This window comes from Variovorax sp. W2I14 (assembly GCF_050435205.1).
In the GTDB taxonomy this organism is placed as follows: domain Bacteria; phylum Pseudomonadota; class Gammaproteobacteria; order Burkholderiales; family Burkholderiaceae_C; genus Variovorax; species Variovorax paradoxus_C.
On the sequence record NZ_JBNDJX010000001.1, the window covers coordinates 5043179 to 5060058 of the forward strand.

Consider the following 16880-nt stretch of genomic DNA (forward strand, 5'->3'; position numbering starts at 1 on the left):
GTGCATCAGCCCAGCGCGGCCAGCAGTTGCTGCGAGGTCGTGTGCGCACCGAACACGCCGCCCTGCATCGTGATCATCTTGAGCGCGGCGAGATGGTTTCCGTGGTCTGTCGCGGCCGTGCAGTCCGACAGCAGGAGGCATTCGAAGCCGCGGTCGTTCGCATCGCGCATCGTGGTGTGCACGCACACGTCGGTGGTGATGCCCGCTAGGATCAGGTTCTCGATGCCGCGCGTGCGCAGGATCAACTCGAGGTCGGTGGCGTAGAACGAGCCCTTGCCGGGCTTGTCGATCACCACTTCTCCGGGCAGCGGCGCGAGTTCGGGAATGAGCTCCCAGCCCGGCTCGCCGCGCACGAGGATGCGCCCGCACGGGCCGTCGTCGCCGATGCCCACGCCGTTGGCGCCGATCTGCCGCGAGCGCCAGCGCTTGTTGGCCGGCAGGTCCGCGAGGTCGGGGCGGTGGCCCTCGCGCGTGTGGATGATGTGAAAGCCCAGCGGCCGCAGCGCCGCGAGCGTGCGCGCGATCGGCTGGATCGGCGCCTGCACCAGCGAGAGGTCGTAGCCCATCACGTCGACATAGCCGCCCTTGCCGCAGAAGTCGGTCTGCATGTCGATCACGATCAGCGCGGTGTTCCCGGGGCGCAGGTCCCCGTTGTAGGGCCAGGCGTAGGGCTCGGCGGCCACATGGCGTTCGGCGGTGGTTGCTGCTGCTGTGGTCATGTCGATGCTCATCCTTGGTAGTTGCGTTCCGGCGGCGCGAAGCCACAGGAGGTGCCGTCGGTCACCTTCACGTCGGCGCTCCACGGCAGCTTGTAGGTGCCAGCGGCCATGTCGTGCATGTAGGTGTAGGGGCAGTCCTGCGCGCCGCCCTTCACCGCGACGTAGCCGCGGTGGTAGAGCTGATAGATGTTGTTTTCCACGCCCCAGCCGGTGCGCGCTTCGCGCACGAGGTCGGGGCGCAGTTCGGCGGTGATGATCTCGTCCACACGCCCGCCGCCCTCGACCAGCACCGTGCCGTCGAAGTTGCAGAACATGCCCTCGCCCATCGAGTCGAAGCTGCCGTCGCTGCCGCACAGGCACACGCTCGCTGTGTAGGCGAGGTTGCAGAAGGCGTTGGCCTGGTTGGTGATCTTCCACGCATGGCGGATCGGCGCGGTATAGCCCGCTGTGCGCAGGATGATGTCGGCGCCCTTGTACGCGGCCTCGCGCGCCATCTCGGGGAACATGCCGTCGTGGCAGATGATCAGTGCGAGCTTGCTGCCGTTGGGTCCGTCGCACACCGGAATGCCGAGGTTGCCGGGCTCCCACGGTTCGACCGGCACCCACGGGTGCAGCTTGCGGTAGTAGAGCTTGATCTCGCCCTGGTCGTCGATGACGAGGCCGCTGTTGTAGGGGTTGCCGCCGGGGTTGGCTTCCATGATCGAGAAGCAGCCCCAGATATGGTGCGCGATGCAGGCGCGTTTGAAGGCCGCGACCTCGGGGCCGTCGAGCGTGCACATGATCTCGGGGTTGGTGTCCATCGAGAGACCGTGCAGCGCGTACTCGGGGAACACCACGAGGTCCATCGTCGACTGGTTGCGGCGCGCCTTGCCCACCATGTCGCAGATGCGCCGCGTCTGCGCGGCGAGGTCGGCCGGCGTCTTCACGTTCGGCAACTGCAGTTGCACCAGCCCGACGACGACGCCGTGCGCCGATTTGTTGAGGCCACCCAGACCGCTCATGGTGTTCAGTTCCTTGTCGATGACAGTTCGCCGGGGCTGCCGATGGCCGCGCTGCCCGGCTTGCAGGTGAGCACCAGGATCACCAGCGTGAGCACATAGGGCACGGTGTTGAAGAGGTGGTAGCCCCAGCCGATGCCGATGGACTGCAGCGCGGGCCCGATGGCGCCCGCACCGCCGAAGAGAAAGGCCGCGCCCACGCAGCGCAGCGGGCTCCAGCGCGCGAAGATCACGAGCGCGACGGCGATGAGGCCCTGGCCGCTGGAGATGCCTTCGTTCCAGCTGCCGGGATAGAACAGCGTGAGCGATGCACCGCCGAGCCCGGCGATGAAGCCGCCTGCCGTGGTCGCCGCGATGCGCAGGCCCGAGACCGAGTAGCCGAGCGCACGTGTGGCTTGCGCCGAATCGCCGGCCATGCGCACCAGCAAGCCCGCGCGTGTGCGTGCAAAGCCCCACCAGAGCAGCACCGCGAGCGCGATGCCGATAGGCACGAGCGCATTGAGTTGCAGCGCCGAGCGCACCACCGTGTTGTCGCTCCAGAAGCCCAGCGGTATCGCGGGGATCTGTGGCGCCTGCGGCTGGATCAGCGGCTTGCCGAGATAGAACGCGAGCCCCGTGCCGAGCAGCATCAATGCGATGCCCGTCGCCACGTCGTTCACGCGATCGAGCGAACACAAAAGGCCGTGCAGCAGCGCGAGCACCGCGCCCGCCGTTGCGCCGATCAGCACGCCGAGCCAGGCCGAATCGGTGAGATACGCACCGCCGAAGGCCGCCATCGCCGACAACACCAGCACGCCTTCGAGCCCGAGGTTGATGCGGCCCGATTTCTCGGTGAGGCATTCGCCGAGGCTCACGAAGAGAAATGGCGCCCCAACGCGCAGCGCGCCGCCGACGATGCCGGCCACGAGGGCGATCCATTGGTCGGCTGTCATGCCGGGCTCCCCGAAGCGCGGAACAGACGCGCGCGCAGCGCCTTCCAGTCGATCATGCGCAGGCCCTCGCTCGCGAGGATCAGCACGAACGCGATGCCCTGCAGCACCAACACCGACGCATCGGGCAACCCGAGCCGCCGCTGCAGCAGGCTGCCCGCCGCACCGAAGCCGCCGAACAGGATCGCCACCGGCACGATGGCGACCGGGTTGTGCCGCGCGATGAACGACACGAGGATGCCCGCGTAGCCATAGCCCGCGATCAGCGAGGCGTTGGCATTGGTGTGCACCGCCGCCACCTCGACCGCGCCCGCGAGCCCCGCGCACGCGCCGCCCAGCGCGCAGCTGCCGAGGATGAGCCGCGTGGCCGGCAGGCCCACGAGCTGCGCGGTGCGCGGATTGCCGCCGACCACGCGCACCGAGAAGCCGGACGCGGTCGCGCGCAGCCACCAGCCGAGCCCCAGGCACGCCACGGCGCCGATCGCCAGGCCCCAGTGCACATCCGATCCGCCGATGCCGCCGATCAGCAGCCCGTCGTTCAGCGCATAGGTCGATGGCTTGTTCAGGCTCGCCGGATCGCGCAGCGGCCCTTCGACCAGGTGCTTGAAGATGCCGATGGCGATGTAGGCCAGCAGCAGGCTGCTGATGGTTTCGTTGATGCCGCGGTACTGGCGCAGCCACCCCGCGAGCACGATCCACAGCGCACCGGCGAGCGCGCCCGCGATGCAGACGACCACGGTGCCCGCGACATTGCCGGGCAGCGGCACCGCATGCGCGAGCGCCGCACAGGCCAGCCCGCCCAGCACCAGCGCGCCTTCGCCGCCGATGACGATCAACCCCGCGCGCGCGGGCAGCGCCACGCACAGCGCAGTGAGCATCAGCGGTGCGGCGCGCTGCAAGGTGTTCTGCCACGAGAACCAGTCGCCGAACGCGCCCTTGAAGAGCGTCGCCCACACCTCCACCGGATCGACGCCGGCGAAGGCCACGAGCACGCCGAACAGCAGCAGCGCCGCCGCGATGGCGAACACCGGCAGGGCGAATTCCTTGAGCGCACTGCGCATGGGCGAAGGCATGGGCATGAACTCGGAACTCAGGCCGAACCGATGACGCCTTCGACGAGGTAGTTCATCTTTTCGAGTTCCAGGTCCGTCTGCTTCAGCACCTTGCCGGCCGGCACCACGACCGCGCCCTTGTTGTCCTTGATGCCGTCCTTGAAGATGTCGAAGGTGCCCGCGATCATCTTGGCCTTGATGTCGTCGGCCTGCTTCTTCGCGGCGTCCGGCACCATCGGGCCATAGGCCGACATCTTCACGTAGCCTTCCTTCAGGCCGCCGCGCAGGAAGTTGGGATGCGGCTTGCCGGTTTGCGCGGCCTCGATGGCGGTCTTGTAGGCGGTGAGCCAGTTCCACTCGGCGCCGGTGAGGTACGCGTTGGGCGCCAGCTTGGCCTGGCTCGCGTGGTAGCCGCAGACCATCTTGCCGCGTTTGGCTGCCGTCTCGACCACCACCTTGGGACCGTCGACGTGCATGGTGAACACGTCGCAGCCCTGGTCGGCCAGGCTGTTGGTGGCCTCGGCTTCCTTCACGGCCATCGACCAGTCGCCGGTGAAGATCACGCTGCAGGTGATGTTCGGCTTGACCGAGCGCGCGCCGAGCGTGAAGGCGTTGATGTTGCGCAGCACCTGCGGGATCGGCTTGGCGGCAACGAAGGCGATCTTGTTGCTCTTGGTCATGTGCGCGGCGATCACGCCGTTGAGGAACTGGCACTCGTCGATGTAGCCGAAGAAGCTGCCGGCGTTCTTCGGGTGCTTGCCTTCGGTCCAGAGGCCGCCGCAGTGCGAGAAGCGCACGTCGGGGTACTTGGGCGCCACGGCCAGGATGTGCGGATCGAAGTAGCCGAACGAGGTCGGGAACAGGAGCTTGGCGCCGTCCTGCGAAATCATGCCGGCCATGGTCTTCTGCACGGCGGCGGTCTCGGGCACGTTTTCTTCCTCGACCACCTTGATGCCGGGCAGCTTCTTGATTTCGGCGGCGGCCATGGCGTGCGCCTGGTTGTAGCCGTAGTCGTCGCGCGCGCCGACGTAGATCACGCCGACGGTGAGCGGCTTGGCCTGCGCGCTGGCGAGGGCGCTCCAGCCCCCGAGGGTGCCGGCGGCGCCGAGCGCGGCCAGGGACTTGAGGGAATCGCGACGATTGAATTGACTGGTCATGGCGTTCTTTCGGAAGAGTTGAAGGAGGTGCAAAAAATGTGCCGCGCGTGATGCGCCGCGTTCAGGCCGGCATGCTCACGTGGGCGGCGACGACGCGCCAGCCCTCGGCCGTGCGTATCCACGTCTGGCTCTGGCGGCCGACTTCGCGGCTGCCTTCGCGCCGGAACTCGACGTTCGCCGTCGCGAAGTCGCGGCCGTAGGTGGTGATCACTGTGCGCAGCAACTCGCGCGGCGGGCTCTGCACAGGCAGCGACGCGCGGAAGGCGCTGATGTCGGCGTGGCCGTAGTGGTTCTCCGAGAAGCCGTAGCGCAGCGTGTGCGGGCTGTTCCAGAAGAGCTCGTCGAGCACGTCTCGCTGGTTGGTCACGAGCGCTTCTTCGTAGCGCGCGAACACGGCGCTGACCTCGGCGTGCACCTCGGGGAGGTTGATCTCTGGCGTCATCGGCGCACCTCGCGCTGAAAGATGTCCAGGCTCAGCTTCTTCGTCGCGACGAAGCTCTCGGTGCTCAGCGTCTCGATGGTGCGCGGACGCGCATCGCCGTAGCGCAGGATCTCGGCCACCTTGGTGGGCCGCTTGGTCAGCAGCAGCACCTCGTCGGCGAGGTACACGGCTTCTTCGAGGTCGTGCGAGACCAGCAGCATCGTGGTGCCGGTCTGCATGAACACCTCTTGCAGCTTCTCGCGGATGAAGAGCGTCATCTCGAAGTCGAGCGCGGAGAAGGGTTCGTCGAGGAACAGCACCTCGGGGTTGGGCGCGAGGGCCCGCATGATCGATGCGGTCTGCTGCTGGCCGCCCGAGAGCTCGTACGGAAAGCGCTTCAGGTCGAACTTCACATCGAACGATGCGACCAGTTCTTCCATGCGCCGGTCGACCTCGGCCTTGCTGCGGCCTTCGAGCTTCAGCGGATAGGCGATGTTGTCGATGGTGCGCATCCACGGGAACATTGCCTCGCGGTAGTTCTGGAACACGTAACCGATCTTGGTGTCCTTGCGCTGCTTGCCGTCGAACAGGATCTCGCCCGCGTCGATGGGAACCAGCCCCGCGATCATGTTGATCAGCGTGGACTTGCCGCAGCCGTTGGGCCCGAACACCGAGACGATCTTGTGCTTGGGAATGTCGAGGTCGAAGTTCTCGTACAGCGGCCAGCCCGCGAAGTACTTGGTCAGGCCCCGGATGGTGATGTGCGTGCCGGCCGGGCCGGGCTTGAAGACCGGCTTGGGCACGTCGGCGTACACCGGGCCGTTGATGACGATGTCGGGCGTGACTTTCATCTTCCGCTCCAGTGCACGATGCGGCGCTCGGCGACGAGGAAAAGAATGTTGAGGGCGTAGCCGAGAGCGCCCGCCGCCAGGATCGCCGCGTACATGCTCTTCACATTGAGCACCTGCTGCGCATCGATGATGCGATGGCCGAGGCCGGTGTCGGAGCCGATGAACATCTCGGCCACGATGACGATCACCAGCGCCATCGACACCGCCGAGCGCAGGCCGACGAAGCTGGGCTGCAGGCTCTCCCAGATCAGCACGTCCTTGAAGACCTGCCAGCGCGAGGCGCCCATGACCTTGGCCGCCATCACGCGTTGCTTCCGCGCATTGATGACGCCGTAGGCGCTGTTGAACACCACGATGAGCAGCGCGCCGAACGCCGCGATGGCGATCTTGTTGACGTCGCTCACGCCGAAGATCAGCAGGAACAGCGGAATGAGCGCGGACGATGGCGTGGAGCGGAAGAAGTCGATCAGAAACTCGACGCTGCGGTACGCCTTCTCGTTGCTGCCGAGCAGCACGCCCAGCGGCACGCCGACCACCGCCGCGATGAGGAAGGCCTGCAAGGTGCGCCACACCGTCATCGCGAAGTCGGTGAGCAGCGGCCCACCCGCGAGCCCGGTGATCAGCGCGGCGATGGTGTCGGCCGGCGAGGGCAGCAGGATGGGCTTGATGAAGCCCAGGCGCACCACCAGGTCCCATGCGATGAAGAGCACCACGGGACCGATGAAAGGCAGCAGCCGGTCGCGCAGCGGCGGCTTGGGCGCGGCGGCATTGAGGCTGGCCGGCGGTGTCCACGGCGCGGCCGTGGTCGTGCTTGCGTCGGCCATGGTCAGGCCTTGTAGAGAAGGCCGTCCACCGGCACCTTCTTCTCGAAGATGCCTTTCTCGGTGAACAGGTCGTAGAACTTCTGGAAGTACGCGACGTCGCTCGGCTTGAACTCGTTGTAGAGCATGTAAGAGGCGAGCGGCACTTCGGCCGTGAGCTTGCCTTCGATGGCGGTGTAGCCCTTCATGTGCTGGCGCGCGTCGTCGGGCTTGGTGCGCACCAGCTCCACGCCGCGGGCGTAGGCGGCGATGTACTTCTTCGCGACCTCGGGGTTCTTCTTGATGAACTCGGAGGTGAGGCTCGCGGCACCGCCGTGCCACGGCGCCATCGGGTCGCCGAGGATGTACCTGGCGACGACGCCCGCCTCGATCACCCGCGTGGTGCCGTTCATGCGGCCGACGGTGCCGGTGGGCTCCAGCGTGTAGCAGGCATCGACCTGGCCTGCGGCGAGCGCTGCCACGTGCTGGCCGATGGGCAGCTCGCTCACCACAGCGCCCTTGGCGCCGGCGCGCTCCAGCATGGTCTTGCACAGCGTGACGTTCTGGATACCGGGACCGGAGGCGACCTTCTTTCCGGCCAGCTCGGCCACGGTCTTGACGGGGCTGTCCTTGGCGACGATGAACTCGTCGAGCACGAACTTGGCGTTGCTCGGGTTGGTGCAGAAGATCTTGAAGAGGCCCGGCTGTGCGATCTCGCCGATCGCGAGGTTGGCCGAGCCGGTGCCGTTGGCGCTGCCGTCGCAGCGGCCCGCGAGCATGCCTTCCATGATCTGTTGCGCGGCGGCGAACTTGAGCGGCTCCACATCGAGCCCCGCTTCCTTGAAGTAGCCGCGGTCCACCGCCGCGAAGAACGGCAGGCCGGCGGCCACGGGCCAGTAGCCGATGCGCAGCTTGGGTGCGGCCTGGGCACGCACGATGGCGGGTGCGGCCAGCACGGCCAGGCCCGCGGCACCGATGCCGGCCTGCAGCAACTGCCGGCGCGAGGCGGAAGATTTGTCGAAGGTGCTCATCGGGACTCCTGGATCAGTCGATCAGTTGGAAGAAGCGGTGGTGCGGCTCGCGACGTAAGCGCGCCAGCTGCCGTGGTGGGTCACGTCCTGCGCGTCGGCCAGCGCATGGCCTTCGCAGATGAAGCCGTGGACCCAGCTGCCGTCGGCCAGCTCGACGCTGCCAAGGCCGAGCGGTGGCGGGATCAGCGCGAGGAAGCTGCCGACTTGCGCGATAGGCATGGCCCAGATCTCCAGCGCGATGGCGGCGCCGCCTTCCGTGCTGCGTTGCAGGCCGGGCTTGGGCGGCGTGGTGCCCGGGAGTGCGAAGAGGCGGTAGGCCGGCGATGTGGCCGTGGCGCGAAGCAGCGTGGCGCCGCGCTCGGTGAGCTGGCCATTGAGCGGCATGCCCGACAGATGCGCGCCGACGACGGCGATGGCGAGGGTCTGCGGCGCCGGTGTCGCGAGGCCCGGCACCGGGCGCGGTGCGGGCAGCGGCTGGCCGGTCGCGCCCTGCGCAAGCCCGGTCGCGTGGTGATAGCGCTGGCCGAGGTCGGCCAGTGCGAGATCGCTCCCGCTCGGGCCGATCAGCGTGATGCCGAACGGCAGGCTGTCCGGCCTCAGGCTGCTCGGCACCGAGAGCGCGGCGTAGTCGAGCAGGTTGACGAAGTTGGTGTACGCGCCGAGGTTGCGGTTGAGCACGACCGGGTCGGCGCGCATGGCTTCGCGCGTGTAGTGCGTGGGCGCGGTGGGCACCAGGAGCACGTCGATGTCGCGCCACATCGGCTCGACCTGTTGCGCGATGGCGCGAAGGCGGGTCTGCGCGTCGAACACATCGGCGGCGACATATTTCTTTCCGCTCGCGAGGATGCTGCGCACGGGCTCGATCACCTCTTCAGCGTGCGCGTCGAAGAACTCGCGCACGGCCGCGTAGCGTTCGGCGACGAGTGCGCTTTCATAAAGCAGTGCCGCGGCCTCGGCGAGCGGCGCGTAGGGAATGGTGACGGCCGAGCCGCCCAATGCCACGAGCTTGGCCTGCGCATCGCGGAAGGCTGCTTCGGCCGCGGTGTCGCCGAAGAAGCTCAGCGTGTCGGGCACGCCGAACTTGAAGCGTGCGGGCAGCGGCTCGCGGTGCATCGCGATGTCGCGCGAATACGGATCGCGCGGGTCGTGGCCGGAGGCGGCGAGCATCACGTCGACGGCCAGCGACACGGTGCGCGCGAAGATCGAAACGCAGTCCGCGCTCTGCGCCGCCGGCACCACGCCGAAGGTGCTGAGCAACCCGCGCGAAGGCTTGAGGCCGACGATGTTGTTGAGCCCGGCGGGCACGCGGCCGGAGCCGGCGGTGTCGGTGCCGAGCGCGAAGTCGACCTCGCCCGCAGCCACCACGTACGCCGAACCGGAGCTGGAGCCGCCGGAGACGTAGCGCGCATCGAAGGCGTTGGGCACCTCGCCATACGGCGAGCGCGTGCCGTTCAGGCCGCAGGCGAACTGGTCGAGGTTGGTCTTGCCGGCCAGCGATGCACCGGCTTCGAGCAGCCGCTGCACCACGGCCGCGTGCGCCGTCGGCCGGCGGTCGAAGGCCGGGCAGGCGGCGGTGGTAGGCACGCCGGCCACGTCGATGTTGTCCTTGACCGCGAAGCGCAGCCCGGCGAGCGGCAGGGTCACGCCGGGGGTGTCGGCGGTTGCGGCACCGGCCACGGGCGTCGCGAATTTCGCGATCCAGGCGGCGGCGGTCAGCGGGTCGTATTCATGCACCATCTTCAGGCATCCAAACTTGTGTACAAGTCGAGATGCAAGCAATGTGCCAGCCGGAATGACGGCTGCAATGGAGATCGGATTTGCTCCCTCTCCCCCTTGGGGAGAGGGTTGGGGTGAGGGTGAGGTGCCGCCGATGAGGCGCAACTCTTATATGAAGGCCGCTGCCCTCACCCCCGCCCTCTCCCAGCGGAAGAGGGAGTCATGCAGGGAGGCCGGCCTCAGCTCCGCTTGGCGTTCCGGTAAAGGCTCTCCACCTTCGGGATGTTCGCCTCGAGCTTCGCGATCCGGTCGGTCCCGCTCGGGTGCGTCGAGAGAAAGCTCAAGCCGCCCTGGTTCTTCGAGGCGGTCGCCATCTTGTTCCACAGCGACACCGAGGCCTTCGGATCGTAGCCCGCGCGTGCCGCGAGTTCGAGCCCCACGAGGTCGGCTTCGGTCTCGTCGCTGCGGCTGAACTTGAGCGTGATGAGCTGCGTGCCGGCGCGCGCCGCGATGTCGCCCACCTGCCCGAGGCCCAGCAGCTGCGCGCCGATCGACAGCGCCGCGCCGGTGCCGGCGCTCTTGGCCATGCGGGCGCGGGCGTGTTCGCGCAGCGCGTGGGCCATCTCGTGGCCCATCACCATCGCGACCTCGTCGTCGCTCAGCTTGAGCTGCTCGAGGATGCCGGTGAAGAAGGCGATCTTGCCGCCGGGCATGCAGAAGGCGTTGATCTGCTTGCTGCCGATCAGGTTGACCTCCCACTTCCATTCGCGCGCCCGGGTGTTCCAGGGCGTCGCGAAGGGAATGAGCCGCTGCGCGATGGCGCGCAGCCGCTGCAGTTGCGCGTTGTTGTCGCCAGCGAGCGCATTCTTGGCCCGGGCCTGCGCGAGCAACTGGCCGTACTGCTGGACGCCGGCCGCCTCGATCTTGTCCGCCGGCACGAGGTTGCGTGCCACCGACGCATTGCCGACGTTGACCTGCGCGAAGGCGGGACCGCCGAGCGCCGCGGTGGCCGCACCGGCCGCGGCCAGCAGGAAGGCTCTTCGCGGCTGCCAGGGCGAGGCCGGGGAAGCGGCCGAGGCTGCGGAAATGGGGCGTTCGCATCGTGTGCACATAGGGGGCGGATCATAGGAACAAATGAAGACAAACGGGCCGGCCGATTCCCGCGGCGGCTCATGGACAATCCGGGGCTCATGTCCGTCCCGCCGCTCGAAACCCCCACCGCCCCCTCACCGTCCTGGCGCGACACGCTGAAGGTCTACCTCGAGCCGGCCACGCTGCGCATGCTGGCGCTGGGCTTCTCGGCCGGCCTGCCGCTGCTGCTGGTGCTGGGCACCCTGAGCTTTCGCCTGCGCGAAGCAGGCATCGACCGCACCACCATCGGCTACCTGAGCTGGGTGGGCCTGGCCTACGGCTTCAAGTGGGTCTGGGCGCCGCTGGTCGACCGGATGCCGTTGCCGCCGCTGACCACGCTGCTCGGGCGGCGCCGCGGCTGGCTGCTGCTGGCGCAGGCGCTGGTGATCGTCGGGCTGGTCGGCATGGCGATGAACGATCCGCGCCACGGCCTCGCGCCGCTGGTCTGGTGCGCGCTGCTGGTGGCCTTCGGCTCGGCCACGCAGGACATCGCGCTGGACGCCTTCCGCATCGAATCGGCCGAGACGCGCAAGCAGGCAGCACTCGCCGCCGCGTACCAGACCGGCTACCGGCTCGCGATGATCTGGGCCGGCGCCGGCGTGCTGTGGGTCGCGGCCTGGGCCGAAGTGGCGCCCGCCGTCGCCGCGACCGGTGCGGCGGCCTACCAGAACGGCGCCTGGAAGACCGCCTACCTCGTGATGGCCGCCTCGATGGGCGTCGGCGTGCTCACGGTGCTGCTGTCGCCCGAGCCGGTGCGGCTCGTGCTGCCGAAGGCGAAGAACGCGGCCGAGTGGCTGCAGAACGTGCTGATCGATCCCTTTGCCGATTTCATCCGCCGCTACAAGTGGCAGGCCGCGCTGATCCTCGCGCTGATCGCCATCTACCGCATCAGCGACGTGGTGATGGGCATCATGGCCAACCCGTTCTACGTGGACATGGGCTTCACCAAGGACGAGGTGGCCACGGTCAGCAAGATCTACGGCGTGGTCATGACGCTGGCCGGCGCCTTCGTGGGCGGCGTGCTGTCGATGCGCCTGGGCGTCATGCGCGTGCTGATGCTGGGCGCGGTGCTCAGCGCCGCGAGCAACCTGCTGTTCGCCTGGCTGGCCTCGCGCGGGCACGACCTCACGGCGCTCATCGCGGTGGTCTCGGCCGACAACCTGGCCGGCGGCATCGCCTCGGCGGCCTTCATCGCCTACCTGTCGAGCCTGACGAACATCAGCTACTCGGCCACGCAGTACGCCCTGTTCAGTTCGCTGATGCTGCTGCTGCCCAAGTTCATTGCGGGCTACTCGGGCGCCTTCGTCGATGCCTACGGCTACAGCCAGTTCTTCACCGCCACCGCGCTGCTGGGCGTGCCGGTGCTGCTCCTGGTCGCGCTGGCCTCGCGCCTCACGACGACCACAAGCGCCGCGGACCGTCAATAGGGCCGTGGCCCTAGGCTGCACTTATGGGAAACAGCCGACGCGGGCCCGGGCGCTCTGCTGGTAGGCTGCGTGACATTCATTGCCTGAAAATTACGCCTGTCGTCACACCGACGTTCTTTCGCTTGTCGCAGCTCCAAGAATCATCGTGCTCTCCCGTATTTCCCCTCTACAGATCAGCGCCTACACGGCCACCTCGGCCGTCGGCGTCGGCAAGGCGCCGCTGGCCGAAGCGCTCGAAAACTCGCGCAGCGGCCTGCGTGCCAACGACTTCGGCGATGCGCCCCTGCCCACATGGATCGGCCGCGTCGACGGACTCGAAGACGTCCGCCTGCCCGAGCCGCTGGCCTCGTGGGACTGCCGCAACAACCGGCTCGCCTGGCTGGGCCTGCAGGCCGATGGTTTTCTCGAAGCGGTGGCCGCCGCGCGCAAGAAGTACGGCGCTTCGCGCGTCGCGCTGATCCTGGGCACCTCGACCTCGAGCATCGGCGAGACCGAGCTGGCCTACACCCAACTCGACGGAAACGGCATGTTCCCGCCCGACCAGCGCCGCGCCGCGGTGCACACGCCCCATTCGCTCGCGATGTTCGTGCAGCAAGTGCTCGGCCTCGAAGGCCCAGCCGAGACGATCTCGACCGCCTGTTCATCGAGCGCCAAGGTGTTCGCCTCGGCCGAGCGGCTGATCCGCCTGGGCCTGGCCGACGCGGCGGTGGTCGGCGGCGTGGACACCCTCTGCGGCAGCGTGCTGTTCGGCTTCAACTCGCTGGAGCTGGTGTCGACGGAGCCCTGCCGTCCGTTCGATGCCGGACGCAACGGCATCAGCCTGGGCGAAGCAGCGGGCTTCGCGCTGGTCGAGCGCGTGCAAAGCGGGGCCGACTCGGCGCCGCTGCACCTCCTGGGCTACGGCGAGGCGAGCGACGCGCACCACATGTCGACCCCGCATCCCGAGGGCCTGGGCGCCGAGCGCGCGCTCGACGAGGCGCTGTTGCGCGCGGGACTTCCGCCCGAGGCGATCGACTACATCAACATGCACGGCACCGCGAGCCAGAAGAACGACGAAGTCGAAGGCGCCCTGGTGGCGCGCCGCTTCCCAGCCACCACGCACGCGAGTTCGACCAAGGGCTTCATGGGCCACACGCTGGGCGCGGCGGGCATCGTCGAAGCGGTGATCAGCCTGCTGGCCATCGAACGCGGCCTGAAGCCGGGTACGGTGGGCACCCGCACGATCGACGAAGGCTTCGGCCCGCAGATCCGGCTCGCACCCGAATACGGCGAGGTGCGCTATGCGCTCTCCAACTCCTTCGGTTTCGGCGGCAACAACTGCTCGCTCGTGTTCGGCAAGGCGGACGCCGCATGAGCACGACAGCGACGCCCCCGATGCCCCCCACCCTCTACATCGAAGGCCCCGCCTTCTGGACGCCCACCCTCCCCGGCTGGGACGCCGCGCGCGCGGCCTTCCGCGGCGAAGGCGCGCTGACCGATCCGCCGGCCAAGCGGCCGTCGCCGCAGGTGCTGGCCCCGGCCGAGCGCCGCCGTGCGCCCGACACCGTGGCGCTGGCGCTCGAAGTGGCCGCCGCCGCCATGGCCGCCTCGGGCCGCAATGCGGCCGACGTGCCCTGCGTGTTCGCCTCGGCGCATGGCGACCTGTCGATCAACGACTACATGTGCGGCACGCTCGCGAGCGATCCGAAGATGCTCTCGCCCACCAAGTTCCACAACTCCGTGCACAACGCGGCCGTGGGGTACTGGACCATCGGCACGGGCTGCATGGCGGCGAGCAATGCCGTGTCGGCCTATGAAAACAGCTTCGCCTCCGGCCTGCTCGAAGCGGCCGTGCAGTGCGCGGCCGACCAGGAGCCGGTGCTGCTGGTGGGCTACGACACGCCCACCGTCGGCGCCCTGACATCGGTGACCGACAGCCGCGGCCTGCTCGCGGTGGCGATGGTGATCGCGCCCGTGCGCACCGAACGCAGCGTGGCCGCGCTGCAGTGGTCGCTGGCCAGCCGCGGTGCGGCGGGCGACGACGCGGCGGCCACCTACACGCCACTGCGATCGGAAGCCGCAAAGTCGCTGGTGGCCATCAACCCGATGGCGCAGGCGCTCGGCCTGTTCGAATCACTGGCGTACGTCGAGGGCGGCGACGAACCGCCGCTGCACCTGCAGCTCTCGCCCACCCTGTCACTCAGGCTGCAGCTGCGGCCTCCTCCGAAGGACTGACACCATGACCGACACTGCGCTGAATTCGTTTGACGCAGTGATCATGGGAGGCGGTCTCGCCGGCCTCACGCTGGCGATCCAGCTGAAGCAGCGCTTCGGCGACCTGAAGGTGCTGGTGCTGGAGCGCCGCACGCATCCGGTGCCGCACGCGGCCCACAAGGTGGGCGAATCGTCGGTCGAGATCGGGGCGCACTACTTCGACACGGTGCTCGGGCTCAAGGCGCACATGGACGAAGCGCAGCTGCGCAAGTTCGGCTTTCGCTTCTTCTTCAGCGAAGGCCGCAGCGACATCGACAACGTCACCGAGATCGGCGCGAGCCGCTACCTGGCGGTGCCCAGCTACCAGATCGACCGCGGCATCTTCGAGAACTTCCTGGCCGAGGAAGCCGTGCGGCACGGCGTGCGCTTCGTCGACAGCGCGCTGGTGCGCCGCATCGACCTGGCCCAGGACCCCGCGGCGCCCCACCGCATCGAATGGACGCGCGGCGACGAAACCCACGCCACGGAGGCGCGCTGGCTCATCGACGCCTGCGGCCGCGCCGGCATGCTCAAGCGCAAGCTCGGCCTTGCCGAGCCCAACGCGCACGACGTCAACGCGGTGTGGTTCCGCATCGGCGAGCGCATCGCGGTCGACGACTGGAGCGACAACGCCGAATGGCGCGAACGCTGCAACCCGCAGGCGCGCTGGCTCTCGACCAACCACTTCGTGGGCGCCGGCTACTGGGCCTGGCTGATTCCGCTGGCCTCCGGCTCGCACTCGGTGGGCATCGTGGCCGACCCGGCGCTGCATCCGCTGGACACCCTCGACACCTTCGAGAAGGCAATGGCCTGGTTCGCCACCTACCAGCCGCGCCTGCACGAGGCGCTGGACGGCAAGCGCCACCTGCTGCAGGACTTCGCGTTCCTCAGGCACTTCTCGCACGGCTGCAAGCAGGTGTTTTCGGGCGAGCGCTGGGCGATGACGGGCGAGGCGGGGCTTTTTCTCGACCCGTTCTATTCACCCGGCAGCGACTTCATCGCGATCGCGAACACCTACATCACCGACCTCATTGCGCAGGACCGCGCCGGCCGGCCGCTGGAAGCCCGGGCCCAGCTCTACGACCAGATCTATCACTCGTTCTACGAGAGCACGCTTGCGCTTTATCAGGACCAGTACCCGCTCTTCGGCGACCCGGAGGTGCTGCCGGTGAAGGTGATCTGGGACTACGCCTACTACTGGGGCGTGCTCGCGCAGATCTTCTTCCAGCGGCGTCTGACCGACCTGCCGGCGCTCGGAAGCCTGAAGGACGAACTGCAGCACTGCCAGCACCTGAATGTCGCGGTGCAGCGGCTGATGCGCGACTGGTCGGCCTCGAGCAACAAGAGCAACCCGGCCGTGATGCTCGACCAGGCCGCGATGCCGTGGTTCGCCGAGCTCAACCGCAGCCTGAAAGACACGCTCGACGACGCCGGGTTCAAGGACCGCATCCGCAATTCCACGGCCATGCTGCGGCAGTTGGCCGGCGAAATCCTCGGGCGGGCGCGCACCGCCGATCCCGACGTGGAGGCTGGCGCCCTGCTGGCGCTTCTCGAAGAAAACCGCGGAAAAACACCCGCGGCGGCGGCGCGCGACGCTATGCTTTTCGCAGCACCTCCGGTTGACACCCACGCCCGAGGTTTACCCAACTTTACGGAGCGTTCAAGCCCGCTTGCTCCCTGTGGACGACCATGAAGCGCATGAGCACCCCCCAACTCCTGATGATCGAAGACGACGCCCGCCTGGCGCAGATGGTGGGCGAGTACCTGACGCAGTCGGGCTTCGCCTTCAACCACGCCGGTGACGGCGCGAGCGGCCTGGAGCAGCTCCAGCAGCACGCCCCCGACCTCGTGATCCTCGACCTGATGCTGCCCGACACCGACGGGCTCGAAGTCTGCCGCCGCATCCGCGCGCTGCCCGGCCCGATCTCCAAGGTGTCGGTGCTGATGCTCACCGCCAAGGGCGATCCGATGGACCGCATCATCGGCCTGGAGATCGGCGCCGACGACTACCTGCCCAAGCCCTTCGAGCCGCGCGAGCTGCTGGCGCGCATCCGCGCCGTGCTGCGCCGCCGCAGCGAGAACGCCACCGAGAGCGAAGCCTCCACCGTGATGCGCTTCGGCACGCTGGAGATCGACCGCAATGCGCGCACCGTGTCGGTGGCCGGCGCGCTGGCCGACCTCACCTCCTACCAGTTCGACCTCCTGGTCGCGATGGCCGAGCGCGCGGGCCGCGTGCTCACGCGCGACCAGATCATGGAAGCGGTGCGCGGCCGCGAGCTCGAGGCCTTCGACCGCTCGATCGATGTGCACATGGGCCGCATCCGCGCCGCGATAGAAGTCGATGCGAAGAACCCGAAGCGCATCCTCACGGTACGCGGCGTGGGCTACGTTTTCGCCAAGCAACAAGACTGAAGCT

General features: G+C 68.3%; 16 protein-coding genes. 5 read left to right on the forward strand and 11 right to left on the reverse strand.

Annotated elements, in window-relative coordinates; genetic code table 11:
* Positions 1-5: 5 nt before the first annotated feature.
* The 11 genes from biuH to QF040_RS23550 all read right to left on the reverse strand — a co-directional run bounded on the left by biuH (position 6) and on the right by QF040_RS23550 (position 10786).
* Positions 6-719, reverse strand: a complete 714-nt coding sequence (biuH, locus tag QF040_RS23500; protein ID WP_429613042.1) for a biuret amidohydrolase — start codon at positions 717-719, stop codon at positions 6-8.
* 8 nt (positions 720-727) lie between these two features.
* Positions 728-1720 (reverse strand): formamidase, encoded by a 993-nt coding sequence (locus QF040_RS23505; RefSeq protein ID WP_429613043.1) that lies wholly within the window; start codon positions 1718-1720, stop codon positions 728-730.
* A gap of 5 nt (positions 1721-1725) precedes the next feature.
* On the reverse strand, positions 1726-2649 hold the full coding sequence (locus QF040_RS23510) for an ABC transporter permease (protein ID WP_429613044.1): 924 nt from the start codon (positions 2647-2649) through the stop codon (positions 1726-1728).
* Complete coding sequence (locus QF040_RS23515) at positions 2646-3707, reverse strand: ABC transporter permease (protein ID WP_429614688.1); 1062 nt, start codon at positions 3705-3707, stop codon at positions 2646-2648. Before QF040_RS23515 ends, QF040_RS23510 begins: the two co-directional genes overlap by 4 nt.
* Positions 3708-3736: 29 nt before the next feature.
* Complete coding sequence (locus tag QF040_RS23520; RefSeq protein ID WP_429613045.1) at positions 3737-4855, reverse strand: BMP family ABC transporter substrate-binding protein; 1119 nt, start codon at positions 4853-4855, stop codon at positions 3737-3739.
* A 61-nt stretch (positions 4856-4916) separates the two neighbouring features.
* The gene (gene hpxZ, locus QF040_RS23525; protein ID WP_429613046.1) at positions 4917-5297 is read right to left on the reverse strand and encodes an oxalurate catabolism protein HpxZ; all 381 of its coding nucleotides are present in this window, start codon (positions 5295-5297) and stop codon (positions 4917-4919) included.
* Entirely contained in the window at positions 5294-6127 is an 834-nt protein-coding gene (locus QF040_RS23530) for an ABC transporter ATP-binding protein (RefSeq protein ID WP_307603915.1), read from the reverse strand. The genes hpxZ and QF040_RS23530 overlap by 4 nt, the downstream gene beginning before the upstream one ends.
* Positions 6124-6951 (reverse strand): ABC transporter permease, encoded by an 828-nt coding sequence (locus tag QF040_RS23535; RefSeq protein ID WP_307606918.1) that lies wholly within the window; start codon positions 6949-6951, stop codon positions 6124-6126. Before QF040_RS23535 ends, QF040_RS23530 begins: the two co-directional genes overlap by 4 nt.
* A gap of 2 nt (positions 6952-6953) precedes the next feature.
* A complete protein-coding gene (locus QF040_RS23540) occupies positions 6954-7958 on the reverse strand; it encodes an ABC transporter substrate-binding protein (RefSeq protein ID WP_429613047.1) in 1005 nt (334 codons plus the stop codon).
* Positions 7959-7979: 21 nt separating this feature from the next.
* Positions 7980-9695 carry an allophanate hydrolase gene (atzF, locus tag QF040_RS23545; RefSeq protein WP_429613048.1) on the reverse strand — a complete coding sequence of 572 codons (1716 nt, stop codon included), beginning with the start codon at positions 9693-9695 and terminating at the stop codon, positions 7980-7982.
* Between the two features lie 218 nt (positions 9696-9913).
* A complete protein-coding gene (locus QF040_RS23550) occupies positions 9914-10786 on the reverse strand; it encodes a M48 family metallopeptidase (protein WP_306880983.1) in 873 nt (290 codons plus the stop codon).
* Between the two features lie 60 nt (positions 10787-10846).
* Between QF040_RS23550 and QF040_RS23555 the strand changes: the two genes are divergently transcribed.
* From QF040_RS23555 to QF040_RS23575, 5 genes are all read left to right on the forward strand, one after another.
* Entirely contained in the window at positions 10847-12232 is a 1386-nt protein-coding gene (locus QF040_RS23555) for an AmpG family muropeptide MFS transporter (RefSeq protein WP_307684205.1), read from the forward strand.
* A gap of 145 nt (positions 12233-12377) precedes the next feature.
* Positions 12378-13586 (forward strand): beta-ketoacyl-[acyl-carrier-protein] synthase family protein, encoded by a 1209-nt coding sequence (locus QF040_RS23560; RefSeq protein WP_429613049.1) that lies wholly within the window; start codon positions 12378-12380, stop codon positions 13584-13586.
* The gene (locus tag QF040_RS23565) at positions 13583-14446 is read left to right on the forward strand and encodes a beta-ketoacyl synthase chain length factor (protein WP_429613050.1); all 864 of its coding nucleotides are present in this window, start codon (positions 13583-13585) and stop codon (positions 14444-14446) included. Before QF040_RS23560 ends, QF040_RS23565 begins: the two co-directional genes overlap by 4 nt.
* Positions 14447-14450: 4 nt before the next feature.
* A complete protein-coding gene (locus QF040_RS23570) occupies positions 14451-16157 on the forward strand; it encodes an NAD(P)/FAD-dependent oxidoreductase (RefSeq protein ID WP_429613051.1) in 1707 nt (568 codons plus the stop codon).
* A complete protein-coding gene (locus QF040_RS23575) occupies positions 16154-16876 on the forward strand; it encodes a response regulator transcription factor (protein ID WP_013538733.1) in 723 nt (240 codons plus the stop codon). The genes QF040_RS23570 and QF040_RS23575 overlap by 4 nt, the downstream gene beginning before the upstream one ends.
* The last annotated feature ends 4 nt before the right edge of the window (positions 16877-16880 follow it).